We start from the raw sequence: 18,024 nt of genomic DNA, 5'->3' as shown, positions 1-18,024 counted from the left end.
CCCACCACTGGTTTTCCCCAAACATCGTGATAGTCTTTTAAACACACCCCGCCTTCGGAGATAGCACCCGTTTATGATACGCCTCGCTGTTATTGGAACTAACTGGATCACCCGTCAGTTCGTCGATGCTGCCCACGAAAGTGGTAAATATAAACTCACCGCGGTCTACTCCCGCTCGCTTGAACAGGCGCAATCCTTCGCCAGTGATTATCTGGCGGAACATCTTTTTACCGATCTTGAGGCGATGGCGAAAAGCGACGCGATTGATGCGGTTTACATCGCCAGCCCGAATTCCCTGCACTCGCCACAAACGCTGCTGTTTTTAAGCCATAAAAAGCATGTGATTTGTGAAAAGCCACTGGCGTCTAATTTGCGTGAAGTAGAAGCAGCGATTGCCTGCGCACGCGAAAACCAGGTGGTGTTGTTCGAGGCGTTTAAAACGGCCAGCTTGCCGAACTTTATCGCCCTGCAACAAGCGTTGCCCAAAGTGGGTAAGATCCGCAAAGTGCTGCTCAACTACTGCCAGTACTCTTCGCGTTATCAGCGTTATCTTGATGGCGAAAACCCAAATACCTTTAATCCGGCGTTCTCGAACGGCTCGATTATGGATATCGGTTTTTACGTGCTGGCTTCTGCCGCAGCGTTGTGGGGTGAACCAAAATCCGTCCACGCAACGGCCAGCCTTCTGGAAAGTGGTGTCGATGCTCACGGTTCAGTGCAGATGCATTACGGCGATTTCGATGTGAACCTGCTGCATTCCAAAGTGAGCGATTCGGTTGTCCCAAGCGAGATTCAGGGCGAGGCCGGTTCACTGGTTATCGAGAAAATCTCTGAATGCCAGCGCATCACCTTTATACCGCGTGGTGGGAAACCGCAGGACCTGACCATTCCACAGCATATCAATACCATGCTGTATGAAGCCGAGGTCTTTGCTCGCCTGGTTGCCAGCAACGAAGTGAATCATCCTGGTTTAGTCACCTCGCGCATCACTGCCGCGCTGAGTACGGAAATCCGCGCACAGACTGGTGTGAAATTCCCGGCGGATGAGGTTACTGCACATTCACCAGCGTGATATACCGGCGTAAAGCTATGTAAAACGAAGGGCGAAATGTTGACCGAATGTGTCAAACATATTAATTTCTCGCCCGCAAAGGGGAGTAACTTCTTCTATCCAACTTTATTTGCAGTGTAGCAAGGCGGCGACTGAATGAATCGCCAGGAACGTAGCAAACGACGTGACTGGTGTGAATGAGGAAAACCAACGCAGCTACGGTGCGAATAAAGCAGGATTTGCCGGTTAATCGTCATTACGGTGTTTAAAGCACCCGGTTACCGGGCAACGTATATACGTTGTAAGTGAGACCTTGCCGGAAGGCGAGATCCCTGTTGCAAGCATTAGCGGCTGGCGTCTTCCGACGTTGGCCGTTTTTGTTTTGTTTGAAGGAATCCCTTTTATGAATAGTGTCGGTACTCCATTACTGTGGGGCAGTTTTGCTGTCGTGGTCCTTATCATGTTGGCCATCGACTTGCTGCTTCAGGGTCGCAAAGGCTCACACACCATGACCATGAAACAGGCGGCCGTGTGGTCCCTGGTTTGGGTTACGCTTTCGCTGCTGTTTAATGCGGCATTCTGGTGGTATCTCACCGGAACCTCTGGCCGTGAAGTGGCAGACGCTCAGGCTCTCGCCTTCCTCACCGGTTATCTGATTGAAAAATCCCTCGCAGTGGATAACGTTTTTGTCTGGCTGATGTTGTTCAGTTATTTTGCCGTGCCTGCCGCTTTGCAGCGCCGCGTACTGGTCTACGGCGTGCTGGGCGCGATTGTGCTGCGTACCATTATGATCTTCGCCGGTAGCTGGCTGATTTCTCAGTTTGAGTGGTTGCTGTATGTGTTCGGTGCCTTCTTGCTGTTTACCGGTCTTAAGATGGCACTGTCGAAGGAAGATGAAGGCGGTATTGGTGATAAACCGCTGGTGCGCTGGATTCGCGGCCACCTGCGCATGACGGATAAAATCGAAGGCGAAACATTTTTCACCCGCAAAAATGGCGTGCTGTTCGCAACACCGTTGCTGCTGGTGCTGATTCTGGTTGAACTGAGTGACGTGATTTTTGCGGTCGACAGTATCCCGGCTATTTTCGCGGTAACCACTGACCCGTTCATCGTGCTGACATCCAACCTGTTTGCCATCCTCGGTCTACGTGCGATGTACTTCTTGCTGGCAGGCGTGGCAGAACGCTTCTCAATGCTGAAGTACGGCCTGTCGATTATCCTGATATTTATCGGCGTGAAGATGATGATTGTCGATTTCTACCACATCCCCATCGCGGTTTCGCTGGGCGTGGTCGGTGGCATTCTGGCGTTGACGCTTATCATCAACGCTATCGTGAACTACCGTAACGATCAGAAGAATATCGCGAAGTAATACACCATGTATTGTCGGATGGCGTTACGCAAATCCGACCGACGAAACAGCGTCTGTTACCCCGTCTTTGGCGGGGTTTTTCTTTTAAAAGTACGAGTTGTACGAAGTGCTGCTAATGTCACATATTTGTTAATATTTAGTTATAAAACCTAGTCGACACCAAAATAAACAGTGATTACTACTTACTACACCGCGACATTTCCTTATACTCCACCAGGCAAACACATATCTTTACATCCGGTCGGAAAAGTACCTCAGAGTACAGGCTCAGGATGGGACGACACATAAAACAGGAAGGCTATTCATGGCTACACAATCTCCGGGTATTATCAAACGCCTGGCACAGGGCAGTCTGGTCAAACAGATTTTGATTGGGTTGGTGCTGGGTATCGCGCTGGCTGCATTTTCAAAACCAGCCGCTATTGCCGCAGGTTTGCTCGGCACATTATTCGTCGGTGCATTGAAAGCAGTTGCGCCAGTGCTGGTTCTGATGCTGGTAATGGCATCAATCACCAACCATAAGCACGGCCAGAAAACCAGTATTCGCCCGATTCTGGCGCTCTATCTTCTGGGAACATTTAGCGCAGCGTTAACCGCTGTGGTGGTCAGTTTCCTGTTCCCTTCCACACTGCATCTGGTCACTGGCGCAACGGATATCACTCCGCCGTCAGGTATTGTGGAAGTTCTGCGCGATTTGCTCCTGAGCATGGTTGCCAACCCAATTAACGCGCTGCTTAACGCCAACTACATCGGTATTCTGGTGTGGGCTGTGGGCCTGGGCTTCGCTCTGCGTCATGGCAATGAAAGCACTAAAAACCTGATTAACGATGTCTCCGATGCGGTGACCTTCATCGTGAGAGTAGTGATTCGTTTTGCCCCTATCGGTATTTTTGGCCTGGTCGCATCAACACTGGCCACCACCGGCTTTGACACGCTGTGGAGCTATGCGCAACTGCTGCTGGTACTGGTTGGTTGTATGTTCGGCGTGGCGCTGGTAATCAACCCGCTGCTGGTGTTCGTGAAGATTCGCCGCAACCCGTACCCACTGGTGTTCGCTTGCCTGCGTGAAAGTGGCGTGACCGCCTTCTTCACCCGTAGCTCTGCGGCTAACATTCCGGTGAACATGGCGCTGTGTGAAAAGCTGAATCTGGACCGCGATACCTATTCTGTATCCATCCCGTTGGGCGCAACCATTAACATGGCGGGTGCTGCAATCACCATTACCGTTCTGACTTTGGCTGCGGTAAATACCCTGGGTGTTCCGGTTGATTTGCCAACCGCGTTGCTGCTGAGTGTGGTGGCGTCACTGTGTGCTTGCGGGGCGTCTGGTGTGGCGGGCGGTTCTCTGCTGCTTATCCCTCTGGCGTGCGGCATGTTTGGTATCCCGAATGAGATTGCCATGCAGGTTGTCGCTGTTGGCTTCATCATCGGTGTGTTGCAGGATTCTTGCGAAACCGCACTGAACTCCTCAACTGACGTGCTGTTTACTGCGGCGGCTTGCCAGGCAGAAGATGCACGCCTGGCTGAAAAAAACCCGTTACGCGGTTAATGCTCAACGCTCCCTGTCTTTCAAGGCAGGGAGTGTCACTCCTGCTGTTGCACCACGTCTTTTTCGACTTTAAACGGATCAATTCCCCGCTTTTGCATGCGCCAGAAACGAATGATGTTCAGGCCATTCATCACCAAAAAACTTCCTTCGATTAACGTCCCACCAATCGAGCCCAACCAGAAGTTATGCGTCACCCAACAAGCCGTGGAGCACCACATCACACAACGTATTGTTAACCCTTTGCAGCGGAATAACGCCCAGGTACTGGCGACTGTCCCGGCAATCGGCAGTAATTCCATCGCATGGTTAAATTTAGCCAACCCCAATCCTAACGTCAGCGCGATGAAAATCCCCATCACCCACAGGTTCCGCGTGCGCAGAGAGATAACGGTTCGTAGTGCGTTGAGTTCAGCACTCATGCCAGCCGGGCTTGCGCCCATCAAAAAGAAGTGGATACCGATGATGGCGCTGTAACCCGCCAGTTGTAGCTTGAAACGTCGTTCGTCGCGGTTAACGAACGTGGTGATGCCAACCACAAAGGCGAGAACGCCGACGCCCTGGGCAACCCAATACGCGGTCATGACAAATCCTTGAGAGTAAAAACGAGGCGAAAAAAAACGGCATTTCGAATATCAAAATGCCGTTTCATATTAACACCTGAGGGGCTATTTACAACGTAACGCCGCTTTTAAAGATTGCCAACTCGCGGAAATCATTGCGTTCGTTGCAGGTCTTTTTGCCGTTCGCGATATCCACAATAGCGTCGACAAACTCGGTCAGTAAGGTGTTCATGTCGCTACCGTGCAGCAGTTTGCCTGCGTCAAAATCAATCCAGTGTGGCTTTTTAGTCGCCAGTTCACTGTTGGTCGCGATTTTAACGGTTGGCACAAAACCACCGTATGGCGTTCCGCGCCCGGTACTGAACAGCACCATATGGCAACCTGCTCCGGCAAGGGCACTGGTGGCAACGGCATCGTTACCTGGCGCACTTAACAGATTCAGGCCTGGCGTTTTCAGGCGCTCGCCATAACGCAGTACATCAACAACCTCGCTCTCACCGGCTTTTTGCGTACAGCCGAGGGATTTTTCTTCGAGCGTAGTGATACCGCCCGCTTTGTTCCCTGGTGATGGGTTCTCGTAGATCGGCTGGTTATGTTCGATAAAGTACTGTTTGAAGTCGTTCACCATGGTGACGGTTTTTTCAAACGTGGCTTCGTCGCGGCAATGGCTCATCAGAATGCGTTCGGCGCCAAACATTTCAGGGACTTCCGTCAGCACAGTCGTGCCACCGTTCGCCACCATATAGTCTGAGAAACGCCCCAGCATTGGGTTCGCCGTGATACCAGACAAACCATCAGAACCCCCGCATTCAAGGCCGAATTTGAGCTCGCTGATTTTGCCTGGTTCACGCTTATCATGGCGCATCACTTCGTAAAGCTCTTGCAACTGCTCAAGCCCGGCTTCCACTTCGTCATCTTGCTGTTGGCAAACCATGAAGTGGACGCGAGAAGCATCATATTCGCCCAGCGTTTCACGGAAGGTGCTCACCTGGTTGTTTTCACAACCCAGGCCAATCACCAACACCGCGCCCGCATTTGGGTGACGCACCATGTTTTGCAGCATAGTACGGGTGTTGATGTGGTCTTCGCCCAGTTGCGAGCAACCGAACGGATGGCTGAACAGGAAGACACCATCGATATCTTCAGCGTCGTTGTTCTGTTTCAGGAAACGGGTCTGGATCTGACGCGCAATGCCGTTTACACAGCCCACGGTTGGCAGGATCCACAACTCGTTACGCACCCCTACTTCGCCATTTTCACGGCGGTAAACGCTCACGTCGCGATCTGCCGCCTGGCTTGCCAGAGACTGGAAATCAGGTTGATAGCGATACTCATCCAGGTCGCTCAGATTGGTACGCGCGTTATGTGAATGAATGTGCTCACCCGGTTCGATCGTGGCCAACGCGTGGCCAATCGGCAAACCGTACTTAACCACATTCTCACCCTGCGCAATGGTGACAAGCGCAAATTTATGGCCACGTAACACCGGTTGGCGCAGCTTTATCTCTGCGTCATTAACGGTGACGACTTCACCTTCGGCCAGGTCCACTAGCGCGACAGCGACGTTATCTTGCGTATGGATCTTGATGTATTGCATATCAACCTCAGAGCCTGATTAGTTCAGTTCAATGCCAAAGTAGTCTCGGGCGTTGTTAAAGCAGATGTTTTCCACCATTTTGCCCAGCAACTGGATATCAGCTGGCGCTTCGCCCGCTTCAACCCAACGGCCAATCATCTGGCACAGGATGCGGCGGAAGTATTCGTGGCGGGTGTATGACATGAAACTACGGCTGTCAGTCAGCATGCCAACGAAACGGCTCAGCAGACCCAACTGCGCCAACTGCGTCATTTGACGCTCCATGCCATCTTTCTGGTCGTTGAACCACCAACCGGAGCCAAACTGCATCTTGCCTGGCATGCCTTCACCCTGGAAGTTGCCAATCATGGTGCCCAGCACTTCGTTATCGCGTGGGTTCAGGCAGTACAGGATAGTTTTTGGCAGTTCGTTGTTTTCGTTTTGCTTACTGAGCAAGCGAGAAAGTTCTTCCGCCAATGGGCGGTCATTGATGGAGTCAAAGCCTACATCTGGCCCCAGCAGTTTGAACTGACGCAGGTTGTTATTACGCAGTGCGCCAATGTGGTACTGCTGAACCCAACCGCGACGGGTATATTCCGCAGCAAGCCAAACCAGAACCGCAGTTTTGAACTGCGCAACTTCGTGCTCGCTTGGGGTTTCACCGGAAAGACGACGAGCCAGAATGCCATCCAGAGTTGACTCATCTGCTTCGGCAAACAGCACGACGTCTAATGCGTGGTCAGAAACTTTACAGCCATGTTCTGCGAAGTGGTCCAGGCGCTTGCTCAGTGCAGTTTGCAGATCACTGAAACGACGGATGTCGGTATCAGATACTTCAGCCAACTTGCCCATGTATTCAGCAAAGGTCGCTTGTTCGATATTGAAAGCTTTATCCGGGCGCCAGCTTGGCAGCACTTTGGTTTCAAAAGCATCTAACGCGATTTGGCGATGGAAACGCAGATCGTCGATTGGGTCATCAGTGGTCCCCACCATTTTCACGTTCATCTGCTTCATGATGCCACGGGCAGAGAAGCTGTCCTGCGTCAGCAGCTCGTTACATTCGTTCCAGATTTCATCAGCAGTGGTAGGTGACAGCAGTTTGCCGGTGATACCGAACGGACGACGCAGTTCGAGGTGAGTCCAGTGGTACAGCGGGTTACCGATGGTGTGTGGAACCGTTGCAGCCCAGGCATCGAATTTCTCGCGGTCAGTCGCATCGCCAGTACACAGACGCTCTTCCACACCGTTTGCACGCATACCGCGCCATTTGTAGTGGTCACCTTTCAACCAGATGTCATACAGGTTTTTAAACCGGTAATCTTCAGCAACTTGCTGCGGCGGTAAGTGGCAATGGTAGTCAAAGATAGGTTGGTCAGCTGCAAACTCATGATACAGGCGACGAGCAAATTCAGTATCCAGGAGAAAATCTTCAGTCATAAACTGGGCCATTGTAGGGTTCCTCTGTTCATAGCAGTTCGATGCTTGCGCATAATGCAAATAAAGTTATCACACCAATTTCTTGAGACCGAGTGGATTTTTGTGGTCTCAGTCACAAAAACCACACTTTAATTGTTAATATTATGTATAAAAAGAACCCCCATCCCGCGCCAGCTGTGGCTTGAAAGCCCTGACTATCCAAGAGTGATCAGATCGATACTTTTGTGATGTCACTCAACTTTTGAAGTTGTATGACAAGTTATCTTTCTGTCGTCGCAATACAGAAGTAATGGAATTACATCAGACGCTGGTATTACAAACAGCGCAAAACGGTACGGACACCGAGATTGCCACAGATACTTTATTTTTTATGGCAAGGTACGGGTCGTACCGGGTAATACCCCCGGATATGAACCCTCTAACAGAAAATACGTTCTGGCAGCAGTGCTGGACGTACAACTGCACCATGTGCGGTTGTCTAAAAGACGGGATGGAATTCAAAATGGGAAAGATTAAAGGCTTACGCTGGTACATGATTGGCCTGGTAACTATGGGTACCATACTGGGTTATCTGACACGTAATACTATTGCGGCTGCTGCACCAACCTTGATGCAAGAGCTGAATATTTCCACACAGCAATATTCCTACATTATAGCCGCCTACTCGGCTTGCTATACCATTATGCAGCCTGTTGCTGGCTACGTGCTTGATGTACTGGGTACTAAAATCGGCTACGCCGTCTTTGCTGTCGCATGGGCAATTTGCTGTTGTGCAACTGCACTCGCGGGAAGCTGGGGTGGCCTGGCATTCGCTCGTGGTGCCGTTGGTGCTGCAGAAGCCGCTATGATCCCTGCTGGCCTGAAAGCCGCGAGTGAATGGTTCCCGGCTAAAGAGCGTTCTATCGCCGTGGGCTACTTCAACGTCGGTTCTTCTATCGGCGGCATGATTGCTCCACCATTAGTCGTTTGGGCGATTGTGATGCACAGCTGGCAGATGGCATTCATCATCTCCGGTGTCCTGAGCTTTGCCTGGGCAATGGCATGGCTGTTTTTCTACAAACACCCACGCGACCAGAAAAAACTGTCTGACGAAGAACGTGAATACATCATTGGTGGTCAGGAAGCGCAACACCAGACCAACAACAGCAAAAAAATGAGCGCCTGGAAAATTGTGCAGAACCGCCAGTTCTGGGGTATTGCTCTGCCACGTTTCCTGGCAGAACCTGCATGGGGTACGTTCAACGCCTGGATCCCATTGTTCATGTTTAAAGTGTATGGCTTTGACCTGAAACACATTGCGATGTTTGCCTGGATGCCAATGCTGTTCGCTGACCTGGGTTGTATCGTTGGCGGCTACTTGCCACCTTTCTTCCAGCGCGTATTCGGCGTGAACTTGATTGTTTCTCGTAAAATGGTTGTGACCATGGGTGCGATTCTGATGATTGCTCCAGGTACAATTGGCCTGTTCACCAGCCCGTACGTGGCAATCGCCCTGCTGTGTGTGGGTGGCTTTGCTCACCAGTCACTGTCTGGCGCACTGATTACACTTTCTTCTGACGTATTTGGTCGTAACGAAGTGGCAACGGCGAACGGCCTGACCGGTATGGCGGCCTGGACTGCAAGTACGATGTTTGCGCTGGTTGTGGGTGCGTTGGCTGATACTGTTGGCTTCAGCCCACTGTTTGCTGCTCTGGCAGTGTTTGACATCCTCGGTGCTATCGTTATCTGGACCGTGCTACAAAACAAACCTATCAGTGAATTGAATAACGAGAAAAAGCCGAAACAAGCTCTGGCATAATCTGCGTCTCAGTTTGCATTCAAAGCCGCCTATTGGCGGCTTTTGTGTATCTGGAATATGGAGCCTACCTTTGAAAAGTGGTATAACAAATAAGGTCAACCGCAGGATCTTTTCCGGAGCTACAGTACAGATGGATATTATGGAACCACGTCGTCTTTATCAGCAACTGGCCGCTGAACTTAAGCAACGCATCGAAGATGGTGTTTATCTGGTTGGGGAAAAACTCCCGGCCGAGCGCTTTATTGCTGAAGAAAAGAACGTGAGCCGCACTGTGGTCCGTGAAGCAATCATCATGCTGGAAGTGGAAGGATACGTCGAAGTCCGCAAAGGCTCCGGCATCCATGTCATCGCCAATCAGGCGAAATACACCAATCTTCCTGATGAACAGTTTGAGTTCGCCAGTTTTGGTCCGTTTGAGCTGCTACAAGCTCGTCAGCTGATTGAGAGCAATATCGCTGAATTTGCGGCGACTCAAGTGACAAAGCAAGATATCGTCAAGCTCATGGAAATTCAGGAAATGGCGCGTAATGAGCACAATTTCCAGGATTCAGAGTGGGACCTTCATTTCCACACTCAGGTTGCTCTGGCGTCGCAAAATAGCGCCCTCGCCGCCATCGTGGAAAAAATGTGGAGCCAACGAATCCACAACCCATACTGGAAAAAACTTCACGAGCATATTGATAAGCGCACCGCTGACAACTGGTGTGACGATCATGACCAAATTCTTAAGGCATTGATTCGTAAAGACCCACATGCGGCTAAACTGGCAATGTGGCAACACCTGGAAAACACGAAACAAATGCTGTTTGATGCAACCAGTGATGATTTCGAATTTAATGCTGATCGCTATTTGTTTGCAGATAATCCGGTGATTCATCTCGATACAGCGACAAATGGTCAAAAGTAGTTATTTCCTCGCGCGAGGGTAAGCAAACCAACCAATAGTGTCAGCGTTTGTAAATACCCTCGCCAGCACCTCAGTGAGTCATCAAAATCAACACTCAGCAAATCACAAATACTGTGACGCCCTACGCAGAGCTTTGTTACAATTAGATGCATTTTCACTGACGGTGTAAGCTTGGCTTATCACCTGCCTGAATACGTTCAAACGGATTTGTAGCGTGAGCGGGTTACAAGCGGTGAATTGCAATCGGCAATAGCACATGAAAACAACACAAATAATACCGTGCTCCACAATCTGACTTTGATCAGCAGTCTTAACCGATGTACCAGGAATACTGAATGGAACTTTTCACGCAATTGTTGAACGCTCTATGGAACCAGGATTTTGAAACGCTCGCCAATCCAGGAATGATTGGCATGCTTTACTTCGTCTTATTCATGATTTTATTCCTTGAAAACGGCCTGCTTCCAGCTGCTTTCCTGCCTGGTGACAGTTTGTTGGTTTTGGTGGGTGTCCTGATTGCCAAAGGGGCAATGGGTTTTCCAGAAACCGTCATTCTATTAACTACCGCCGCAAGCCTCGGGTGTTGGCTCAGTTATATTCAAGGGCGCTGGCTTGGGAACACGAGCATCGTGCAGAATTGGCTTTCGCATCTCCCTGCCCACTATCACACGCGCGCGCATAATTTATTCCATAAACATGGCTTGTCTGCGTTACTGATTGGCCGTTTTATTGCTTTTGTTCGCACCCTGTTGCCAACTATTGCCGGTTTATCAGGTCTAAATAATGCGCGTTTCCAGTTCTTCAACTGGATGAGTGGGTTGTTATGGGTACTGATGTTGACCACGATGGGTTATCTGCTCGGCAAAACACCTGTATTCCTGAAATATGAAGATGCGTTGATGTCCTGCCTGATGCTGTTACCCGTCGTGTTGCTGGTAATGGGCCTGATCGGTACGTTGATTGTGCTATGGCGTAAGAAATACGGTAACCGCGGTTAAGAGGGATGACGATGAAAACACACGTTTTTCGTGGCCTGCAAGCCACGATGCTTATCAGTGCAGTTGCGGTAACTGCACTGCTGATCTGGGCTGGAATGCAACGCCCTGAATCGACGCTAGAAATTCGCTCCAACCAACAAGGTATCAGCATGCCGGACGGTTTTTTTGTCTGGCATCATCTTGATGCCAACGGGATCCCCTTCAAAAGCATTACCCCTGACAACAATTCTCTGTTGATCAAATTTGATTCAAGTGCACAAAGCGAAGCTGCAAAAGTCGTGTTGGATAAAACACTGCCGCGTGGTTACGTCATCGCTCAACAAGAAGAAGAAGAAGAAAACAGCGCCCGCAGTTGGCTGACACGTATGTTCAACGAAAATCTCCGCATCGGTTAATCCTTTCTTTAAATCCTAATTTGTTAACAGAAATTGGGTTTTTACTCAATTTCTGACTATGCTTGATTCTACTTAAATCACTACAAATTATCATTTTCTTAGTATTACTGGACTTTAATGTGTGTTTACCCTCGCGGCTAAACGTACGTCACAATGGAAGGTTTTTATCATGAACACTCGTACCGTATTGGCTATCGCCTTGTTATCTCTGACTTCTGCCGCACATGCAAACTCGCTGTGTAGCGAAAAGGAACAGGATATCCAGCGAGAAATTGGCTATGCGGAGAAGCACCAGAATAAAAGTCGTGTCGATGGGCTTAACAAAGCGTTGAAAGAAGTCCGCACCAATTGTACTGACAGCAGTTTACGTGCGGCACATCAGAAGAAAATCAACGAGCAAAAAACTGAAATCACTGAACGCAAAGCGGACCTTAAAGAGGCGCGAGCGAAAGGCGACACCGATAAGATTTCCAAGCGTGAACAAAAGCTTTCTGAAGCTGAGCATGAGCTTAAAACTTTGCAGGAACGTGATTACTAGATTCCTGCAATAAAAATAACCGCCAAACTTCAAAAACCTGGAGAAAATCATGTCAAAAGATACTACATCAGAACACTTGCGCGCTGAGTTGAAATCCCTGGCAGACACCCTGGAAGAAGTGCTAAGCGCATCGACGGACAAGTCCAGATCCGAACTCGAAAGACTGCGTGGTAAAGCGGAAAAAGCATTGAAAGAAAGCCGCATCCATCTGGGTGATACCGGTGACGTGATCGCTAAGCAAACGCGTGAAGCCGCAGCAAAAGCTGACGATTACGTTCGTGAAAATCCATGGACTGGCGTAGGTATTGGTGCAGCGATTGGCGTTGTACTCGGCGTACTGTTGACGCGTCGTTAATTATGCCTGACTCAAATCAAGCTCAAGGGCCGGGTAAGAGCATCCTCGGTATAGGTCAGCGCCTCATCACCATCGTCGTTGGGATGGTGGAAACTCGCATACGTCTGGCGGTGGTTGAGCTGGAAGAAGAGAAAGCTCATCTTGTTCAGTTGCTGCTCATGGTTGGATTAACCTTGCTGTTTGCAGCGTTTGGGTTAATGAGTCTGGTGGTGCTGGTTTTCTGGGCCGTCGAACCGCAATATCGTCTGAATGCCGTGATTGCAACGACTGTCATCTTGCTGTCGCTGGCATTAATCGGTGGCATCTGGACGCTGCGTAAGTCTCGCCAGTCCACACTGCTACGCCATACGCGGCGCGAACTCGAAAATGACCGTGCATTGCTGGAAGATGACAAACCATGAGCAAACATGAGCTTGATAAACGCAAAGCGCTTTTACTCGGCCAGATTCAGCAACAACGGTTGGATTTAAGTGCTGGCAGGCGTAACTGGCTTGAAGCGACTGGGGCTTATGACCGTGGCTGGAACACGCTATTAAGCTTACGTAGCTATGCTTTAATCGCCAGCAGCGTAGTGGCTATCTGGTCTGTGCGTCAGCCGAGTTTCATGATGCGTTGGGCCAGGCGTGGCTTTGGTGTCTGGAGCGCCTGGCGTATGCTTCGCACGACCTTACAACAGCAATCGCATTAACACCTAACACCCTACCCCTAAATACCTCAAGTTGCAGTCAACACACCTGCAACTTGAGGCATGACAGGGATAATCAATATATTTGATAAACATCGACAGTATTCCTAGCTAACAATCCGTAACCGCCCCGTCTATTATCCTCCACATCAACCGCAATCAACGGTAACTACCGGAAATTGCAAACACAAACATCCCTGGGCTGTTAGCACCCACAAGAGATTCGCTGGAGAGTAAAATGAAAAAATTAGATGATGCAGGTGTACTGGTAGCTCGTATCTTGATGCCGATTCTGTTCATTGTTGCAGGCTGGGGCAAAATCAGTGGTTACGCCGGTACTCAACAATATATGGAAGCGATGGGCGTCCCAGGGTTCTTACTGCCACTCATCATTCTGCTTGAGCTTGGCGGCGGTCTGGCAATTCTGTTCGGCTTCTTGACTCGTACTACGGCGATTATCACTGCGGTATTTACGATTCTGACGGCGTTACTGTTCCACAGTGACTTCAGCCAGGGTCCGAACTCCATCATGTATATGAAGAACTTCTCCATTGCCGGTGGCTACCTGTTACTGGCTATCTTCGGACCGGGTGCATATAGCATCGACCGTGTGCTGAAGAAAAACTGGTAAGGCTCTATACTTAGTTTCACTAAAAGCGAAGGTTAATCCCTTCGCTTTTTTTGTTTTTAACGTCTACTAATAGGAATGAAACATGGGACAGTTAATTGATGGTGTTTGGCACGACGTTTGGTATGACACAAAATCTACCGGTGGCAGTTTCAAACGTTCAGAAGCGGCGTTTCGCAACTGGTTGACTGCCGATGGCGAACCTGGCCCGCACGGCAAAGGTGGCTTTGCCGCAGAAAAAGACCGTTACCATCTCTATGTTTCCCTCGCCTGTCCGTGGGCGCATCGCACCCTCATCATGCGTGCCTTGAAAGGCCTCGAATCATTTATCTCGGTTTCGGTGGTTAACCCGCTGATGTTGCAAGATGGCTGGACGTTCGATGACGATTTCCCGAATGCAACGGGCGATGGCTTATATCAGCACGAATATCTTTATCAGCTCTACCTGCAAGCCGACCCAAGCTACACAGGCCGCGTCACGGTTCCGGTTTTATGGGACAAGAAAACCCAAACTATCGTCAGTAACGAATCCGCTGAAATCATTCGTATGCTCAATACTGCGTTTGATGCAAAAGGGGCTCGCGCTGGGGATTATTACCCGCCGCAGTTACGCAGTAAAATTGATGAACTGAATAGCTGGATTTACGACACGATTAATAACGGCGTATATAAAGCCGGTTTCGCGACCTCTCAAGAAGCTTATGACGACGCGGTAACAAAAGTGTTTGAATCACTGGCACGCGTCGAGCAAATCCTTGGCCAGCACCGCTATTTAACTGGCGACCAATTTACTGAGGCCGATATTCGCCTGTGGACAACACTGGTCCGTTTCGATCCAGTCTATGTCACTCATTTTAAATGCGATAAACACCGCATTAGTGATTACCTGAATGTGTACGGATTCTTGCGAGATATCTACCAAATGCCGGGCATTGCAGAAACCGTCGATTTCGCCCATATACGCCATCACTATTACCGCAGCCACAAAACCATTAACCCGACAGGTGTTATTTCCATTGGCCCTGCCCAGGATTTAAATGAGCCACATGGTCGCGATGAACGTTTTAACAAAGGTTGATAAAATTCATCCACACGAAGATTTACCTTAAATCCAATCATGGCTATTCTTGAATAGATCACTTAAAGATCAAGTGATTGATGATTACTCAAGGTGGGCTGCAAATGGATTGGTATATCAAAGTATTAAGAAATTACGTTGGATTTAGTGGGCGTGCACGCCGCAAAGAATTCTGGATGTTCATCCTTGTAAACCTCATCCTGACTGGCGTGCTAAGCATTCTGGACAAGATGTTAGGCCTGCGAATTGCGGGGGATGAAGGCGCGCTCACCACAATTTACGGTGTGCTCATCATCTTGCCTTACTGGGCGTTGCAGTTCCGGCGTTTACACGATACCGATCGTTCAGCCTGGTGGTTATTGCTGCTGTTAATTCCGGTTGTAGGCTGGCTGATTATTCTGGCGTTTAATTGCCAGAATGGTACGCCGGGTTCGAATAAGTTTGGACGCGACCCTAAAGACTTAGACGCCCTATTTGTCAGCGAGTAACACCTTACAGCTGATTGTCTCCCTCTCCGATTCCAGGAGAGGGTTGTGTGAGGGCGCCTGTTATTTCAATAATTTTGGAATTTCACGCAGGCACCAGGCTTTTGCCTCGCCCATACTATCGCGCCGCCACGCCATGATAATGTCAATTTCGTTGGTGTATTCAGGGCTCACCACACGTAAACGTCCTTCAGCAATATCCTGCTCGACCAGCGGATAAGGCATCGTCGCCACACCCAGGCCTGCCAACAGTGCCTGACGCTTATCTTCCATGCTGCTCACCGTAATACGCGGCTGTTTATCCAGCAATTGCACCGTTAGCACCGGGCGTTCACGCGCGGTATCGGCAACTGCAATACCGCGATACTTCACTCGCGTTGCATCTGAAAGCGGCTCCGGTTCATTGTGAATCGGGTGATCAGGTGCCGCGACATAAACACTCATCAACTTGTAAAGCTTGCGTGAGTTAATCTCCGACGAAGAACGGAAGTGCATATCTGGCGCAATCACAATATCTGCTCGCCCCTGCTCTAAACGTTCCCATGACCCCGCCAGGACTTCCGTGATTATCGATAACTGCGTGTCCGCTTTATCGGCAAGTTTTTCGACTAACGGATACAACTTCGCCGTGGGTACCAACGCCTCAGTGACGATGGTGAGATGCGTTTCCCAACCTCTAGCCAGTGCTTCAGCATCCGTCGTAAGTTTTTCAGCTGCGTCGAGCAAAACTCGCCCACGCTCGAGCAACATACGCCCGACGTTAGTAAATTTTGTGCGATGACCTGAACGGTCGAACAGGACAACATCCAATTCTTCTTCAAGCTTCTGCATCGTGTAACTTAGCGCCGACGGCACGCGGCCCAGCTCATCAGCCGCCGCGGCGAAACTTCCACGTCGGTCAATTGCGTCCATTACCCGCAAAGCTTCTAACGTCAATGCTCTCTCTTTAGACATCGGGTTCTCATTCAGGAAATTTGAACATACCAAGCAGATTAACTGGCTAACAATGTAGCGTCCAGAGTTTTACCATGGGCATAGTATAAAAAGAGGTCAAACAATTATGATTACGCCCAGAACTGCCAAACAATGCGGTAAAGCGGACTACGGTTGGCTACAGGCCCGCTATACGTTTTCTTTCGGTCACTATTTCGACCCGAAATTGCTGGGCTATGCTTCGTTGCGCGTACTCAATCAGGAAGTGTTAGCGCCAGGCGCTTCATTCCAGCCGCGTACCTATCCAAAAGTCGATATTCTTAATTTGATTCTGGAAGGCGAAGCGGAATACCGCGATAGCGAAGGGAACCATGTTCAGGTTAAAGCCGGTGAGGCGCTGCTGCTTTCCACCCAGCCGGGGATCAGTTACAGCGAGCATAATCTCAGTAAAGAACATTCACTGACACGCATACAATTGTGGCTGGACGCCTGCCCGGAACGTGAAAATGCGCGGGTGCAAAAAATCACGCAGTCTCACCAACCGCAGCAGCTTCTGGCTTCGCCCGACGGCAGCAAAGAGAGCCTGCAATTACGCCAGCAAGTGTGGATCCACCAGATTGAACTGGAGAAAGGCCAACAGCTAAGTTTCCAGTTACATGGCCCACGCGCTTATTTGCAGTCAATTCACGGCACCGTTCACGCGGTGACCTCTGCCGAGGAAAAAGAAGGCCTTACCTGCGGCGACGGCGCTTTTATCCGTGACGAAGCTAACATTACGCTGGTTGCTGATACCCCATTGCGCGCATTGCTGATAGATTTACCGGTCTGACCACTGCCAACGTTAGACCAACAGGAGTTATCAGTGAGTAAAAAACAAGCGGCCCGGAAGAGTAAGAAAAAAGCAGCGTTATCACATGCCCCTGAGGTTGCAGTAGTTCATGCCCCTGAGGTTGCTGTAGTTAAGGCAGCTTCAGGCTGTGAACTGAGTTTTGATGAGATGCTAAACGAGCTGGAAGCGATTGTTACCGAAGCTGACGTGCGGCTGGCTGAAGAAGAAGCCAGCCTGTAACCCAATTTGTATCGCATATATTGCCCACCCGTACCACACCTATTGCACATCCTCGGTATCGAATACCTTGCTATACTGGCAATACTTCGACTTCGTGATGTATGTGAATGCTGCTATAAACACAATGTTTGCCCATTTGTTATAGTCGACGGTTACGGGGAGCTCTCCGTCACCTTTCCAGCCCAATGAATGTTTCCTGGTCTTTCATCTACCCATCCAAACCAAAGCGCCCCCCGGAGCTTGCGCTCAGGGTTATGAAACGTAAAGTACTCACTCTGTGGCAGTTACGATTTGCGCCAGGCATCTGGAGGAGTTCTGTTGCCATTTTAATCGTCGTTTTGAACTCAAAAATATAGTCAGTCAACTGGGACAACTCGCCATGATGAGTCCGTTCATGCTATGCAGTTAGTTAGCGCTGGCGAGGGCATAAGTCGTCAGGCGTAATATTGATTTACTCCATACGGAATAGGAAGTAGAACAAAATTGTTCACAAAGAAAATAAAAAAATTCAAATTCATCAAGACATACCTTGCCCTATTGGCTTTACCGATGGTGTGCGGGTTTGCTGGTTTGCTGGTTGTTGCCAATCAAGCCCATCGCAATATGACAC

General features: G+C 49.7%; 20 protein-coding genes. 16 read left to right on the top strand and 4 right to left on the bottom strand.

The genetic code is table 11. From position 1 onward, the window contains the following. Positions 1-73: 73 nt before the first annotated feature. The 3 genes from VJY99_RS10080 to sstT all read left to right on the top strand — a co-directional run bounded on the left by VJY99_RS10080 (position 74) and on the right by sstT (position 3,972). A complete protein-coding gene (locus tag VJY99_RS10080) occupies positions 74-1,072 on the top strand; it encodes a Gfo/Idh/MocA family oxidoreductase (protein ID WP_324117957.1) in 999 nt (332 codons plus the stop codon). A gap of 382 nt (positions 1,073-1,454) precedes the next feature. After that, on the top strand, positions 1,455-2,423 hold the full coding sequence (locus VJY99_RS10075; protein ID WP_324117955.1) for a TerC family protein: 969 nt from the start codon (positions 1,455-1,457) through the stop codon (positions 2,421-2,423). Positions 2,424-2,727: 304 nt separating this feature from the next. Continuing rightward, positions 2,728-3,972, top strand: coding sequence for a serine/threonine transporter SstT (gene sstT, locus VJY99_RS10070; protein WP_324117954.1), 1,245 nt, complete (start codon positions 2,728-2,730; stop codon positions 3,970-3,972). Positions 3,973-4,007: 35 nt separating this feature from the next. Here the strand turns inward: sstT and VJY99_RS10065 are convergent, their stop codons facing one another. The 3 genes from VJY99_RS10065 to uxaC form a co-directional block, all read right to left on the bottom strand. Further along, the gene (locus tag VJY99_RS10065; RefSeq protein ID WP_324117952.1) at positions 4,008-4,553 is read right to left on the bottom strand and encodes a YgjV family protein; all 546 of its coding nucleotides are present in this window, start codon (positions 4,551-4,553) and stop codon (positions 4,008-4,010) included. A gap of 88 nt (positions 4,554-4,641) precedes the next feature. Next, complete coding sequence (locus tag VJY99_RS10060; protein ID WP_324117950.1) at positions 4,642-6,129, bottom strand: altronate dehydratase family protein; 1,488 nt, start codon at positions 6,127-6,129, stop codon at positions 4,642-4,644. Positions 6,130-6,147: 18 nt separating this feature from the next. Then, complete coding sequence (uxaC, locus tag VJY99_RS10055; protein WP_324117948.1) at positions 6,148-7,557, bottom strand: glucuronate isomerase; 1,410 nt, start codon at positions 7,555-7,557, stop codon at positions 6,148-6,150. Positions 7,558-8,047: 490 nt separating this feature from the next. On the opposite strand from uxaC, the gene VJY99_RS10050 reads away from it, so the two are divergent. The 11 genes from VJY99_RS10050 (at position 8,048) to VJY99_RS10000 (ending at position 15,415) form a co-directional block, all read left to right on the top strand. Further along, positions 8,048-9,343, top strand: coding sequence for an MFS transporter (locus tag VJY99_RS10050; protein ID WP_324117947.1), 1,296 nt, complete (start codon positions 8,048-8,050; stop codon positions 9,341-9,343). Positions 9,344-9,473: 130 nt separating this feature from the next. Continuing rightward, positions 9,474-10,250: a transcriptional regulator ExuR gene (gene exuR / locus VJY99_RS10045; RefSeq protein WP_324117944.1), complete on the top strand. Its 777-nt coding sequence runs from the start codon at positions 9,474-9,476 to the stop codon at positions 10,248-10,250. A gap of 335 nt (positions 10,251-10,585) precedes the next feature. Further along, positions 10,586-11,248, top strand: coding sequence for a DedA family general envelope maintenance protein YqjA (gene yqjA / locus VJY99_RS10040; protein WP_324117942.1), 663 nt, complete (start codon positions 10,586-10,588; stop codon positions 11,246-11,248). Between the two features lie 11 nt (positions 11,249-11,259). Beyond that, entirely contained in the window at positions 11,260-11,643 is a 384-nt protein-coding gene (mzrA, locus tag VJY99_RS10035) for an EnvZ/OmpR regulon moderator MzrA (protein ID WP_324117940.1), read from the top strand. 169 nt (positions 11,644-11,812) lie between these two features. Next, on the top strand, positions 11,813-12,181 hold the full coding sequence (locus tag VJY99_RS10030; protein WP_324117938.1) for a DUF1090 domain-containing protein: 369 nt from the start codon (positions 11,813-11,815) through the stop codon (positions 12,179-12,181). 49 nt (positions 12,182-12,230) lie between these two features. After that, positions 12,231-12,536, top strand: coding sequence for a YqjD family protein (locus VJY99_RS10025; RefSeq protein WP_324117936.1), 306 nt, complete (start codon positions 12,231-12,233; stop codon positions 12,534-12,536). 2 nt (positions 12,537-12,538) lie between these two features. Then, positions 12,539-12,937 (top strand): phage holin family protein, encoded by a 399-nt coding sequence (locus VJY99_RS10020; protein ID WP_324117934.1) that lies wholly within the window; start codon positions 12,539-12,541, stop codon positions 12,935-12,937. Beyond that, the gene (locus VJY99_RS10015; protein ID WP_324117932.1) at positions 12,934-13,224 is read left to right on the top strand and encodes a YqjK-like family protein; all 291 of its coding nucleotides are present in this window, start codon (positions 12,934-12,936) and stop codon (positions 13,222-13,224) included. Before VJY99_RS10020 ends, VJY99_RS10015 begins: the two co-directional genes overlap by 4 nt. Positions 13,225-13,459: 235 nt before the next feature. Beyond that, positions 13,460-13,852 (top strand): DoxX family protein, encoded by a 393-nt coding sequence (locus VJY99_RS10010; protein ID WP_324117930.1) that lies wholly within the window; start codon positions 13,460-13,462, stop codon positions 13,850-13,852. 82 nt (positions 13,853-13,934) lie between these two features. Further along, positions 13,935-14,927, top strand: coding sequence for a glutathione S-transferase family protein (locus VJY99_RS10005; protein WP_324117928.1), 993 nt, complete (start codon positions 13,935-13,937; stop codon positions 14,925-14,927). A gap of 104 nt (positions 14,928-15,031) precedes the next feature. Continuing rightward, the gene (locus VJY99_RS10000; protein WP_324117926.1) at positions 15,032-15,415 is read left to right on the top strand and encodes a DUF805 domain-containing protein; all 384 of its coding nucleotides are present in this window, start codon (positions 15,032-15,034) and stop codon (positions 15,413-15,415) included. Positions 15,416-15,475: 60 nt separating this feature from the next. Here the strand turns inward: VJY99_RS10000 and VJY99_RS09995 are convergent, their stop codons facing one another. Continuing rightward, complete coding sequence (locus tag VJY99_RS09995; RefSeq protein ID WP_324117924.1) at positions 15,476-16,366, bottom strand: LysR family transcriptional regulator; 891 nt, start codon at positions 16,364-16,366, stop codon at positions 15,476-15,478. Between the two features lie 106 nt (positions 16,367-16,472). Here VJY99_RS09995 and VJY99_RS09990 point away from each other — a divergent pair, with 106 nt between their 5' ends. Both VJY99_RS09990 and VJY99_RS09985 read left to right on the top strand, forming a co-directional pair. Next, complete coding sequence (locus VJY99_RS09990) at positions 16,473-17,174, top strand: pirin family protein (RefSeq protein WP_324117922.1); 702 nt, start codon at positions 16,473-16,475, stop codon at positions 17,172-17,174. A gap of 33 nt (positions 17,175-17,207) precedes the next feature. Further along, positions 17,208-17,414, top strand: coding sequence for a hypothetical protein (locus VJY99_RS09985; protein WP_324117920.1), 207 nt, complete (start codon positions 17,208-17,210; stop codon positions 17,412-17,414). The last annotated feature ends 610 nt before the right edge of the window (positions 17,415-18,024 follow it).

This window comes from Buttiauxella sp. (assembly GCF_035271705.1).
GTDB lineage: Bacteria > Pseudomonadota > Gammaproteobacteria > Enterobacterales > Enterobacteriaceae > Buttiauxella.
The sequence above is the reverse complement of the archived record's forward strand: the minus strand, read 5'-3'. Positions and strand labels throughout refer to the sequence as shown.

Bases quoted from the DNA above. Each gene is read 5' to 3' on its own strand.
- VJY99_RS10080 (WP_324117957.1), top strand. From the start codon at position 74: ATGATACGCCTCGCTGTTATTGGAACTAACTGGATCACCCGTCAGTTC.
- VJY99_RS10075 (WP_324117955.1), top strand. From the start codon at position 1,455: ATGAATAGTGTCGGTACTCCATTACTGTGGGGCAGTTTTGCTGTCGTG.
- sstT (WP_324117954.1), top strand. From the start codon at position 2,728: ATGGCTACACAATCTCCGGGTATTATCAAACGCCTGGCACAGGGCAGT.
- VJY99_RS10065 (WP_324117952.1), bottom strand. From the start codon at position 4,553: ATGACCGCGTATTGGGTTGCCCAGGGCGTCGGCGTTCTCGCCTTTGTG.
- VJY99_RS10060 (WP_324117950.1), bottom strand. From the start codon at position 6,129: ATGCAATACATCAAGATCCATACGCAAGATAACGTCGCTGTCGCGCTA.
- uxaC (WP_324117948.1), bottom strand. From the start codon at position 7,557: ATGGCCCAGTTTATGACTGAAGATTTTCTCCTGGATACTGAATTTGCT.
- VJY99_RS10050 (WP_324117947.1), top strand. From the start codon at position 8,048: ATGGGAAAGATTAAAGGCTTACGCTGGTACATGATTGGCCTGGTAACT.
- exuR (WP_324117944.1), top strand. From the start codon at position 9,474: ATGGATATTATGGAACCACGTCGTCTTTATCAGCAACTGGCCGCTGAA.
- yqjA (WP_324117942.1), top strand. From the start codon at position 10,586: ATGGAACTTTTCACGCAATTGTTGAACGCTCTATGGAACCAGGATTTT.
- mzrA (WP_324117940.1), top strand. From the start codon at position 11,260: ATGAAAACACACGTTTTTCGTGGCCTGCAAGCCACGATGCTTATCAGT.
- VJY99_RS10030 (WP_324117938.1), top strand. From the start codon at position 11,813: ATGAACACTCGTACCGTATTGGCTATCGCCTTGTTATCTCTGACTTCT.
- VJY99_RS10025 (WP_324117936.1), top strand. From the start codon at position 12,231: ATGTCAAAAGATACTACATCAGAACACTTGCGCGCTGAGTTGAAATCC.
- VJY99_RS10020 (WP_324117934.1), top strand. From the start codon at position 12,539: ATGCCTGACTCAAATCAAGCTCAAGGGCCGGGTAAGAGCATCCTCGGT.
- VJY99_RS10015 (WP_324117932.1), top strand. From the start codon at position 12,934: ATGAGCAAACATGAGCTTGATAAACGCAAAGCGCTTTTACTCGGCCAG.
- VJY99_RS10010 (WP_324117930.1), top strand. From the start codon at position 13,460: ATGAAAAAATTAGATGATGCAGGTGTACTGGTAGCTCGTATCTTGATG.
- VJY99_RS10005 (WP_324117928.1), top strand. From the start codon at position 13,935: ATGGGACAGTTAATTGATGGTGTTTGGCACGACGTTTGGTATGACACA.
- VJY99_RS10000 (WP_324117926.1), top strand. From the start codon at position 15,032: ATGGATTGGTATATCAAAGTATTAAGAAATTACGTTGGATTTAGTGGG.
- VJY99_RS09995 (WP_324117924.1), bottom strand. From the start codon at position 16,366: ATGTCTAAAGAGAGAGCATTGACGTTAGAAGCTTTGCGGGTAATGGAC.
- VJY99_RS09990 (WP_324117922.1), top strand. From the start codon at position 16,473: ATGATTACGCCCAGAACTGCCAAACAATGCGGTAAAGCGGACTACGGT.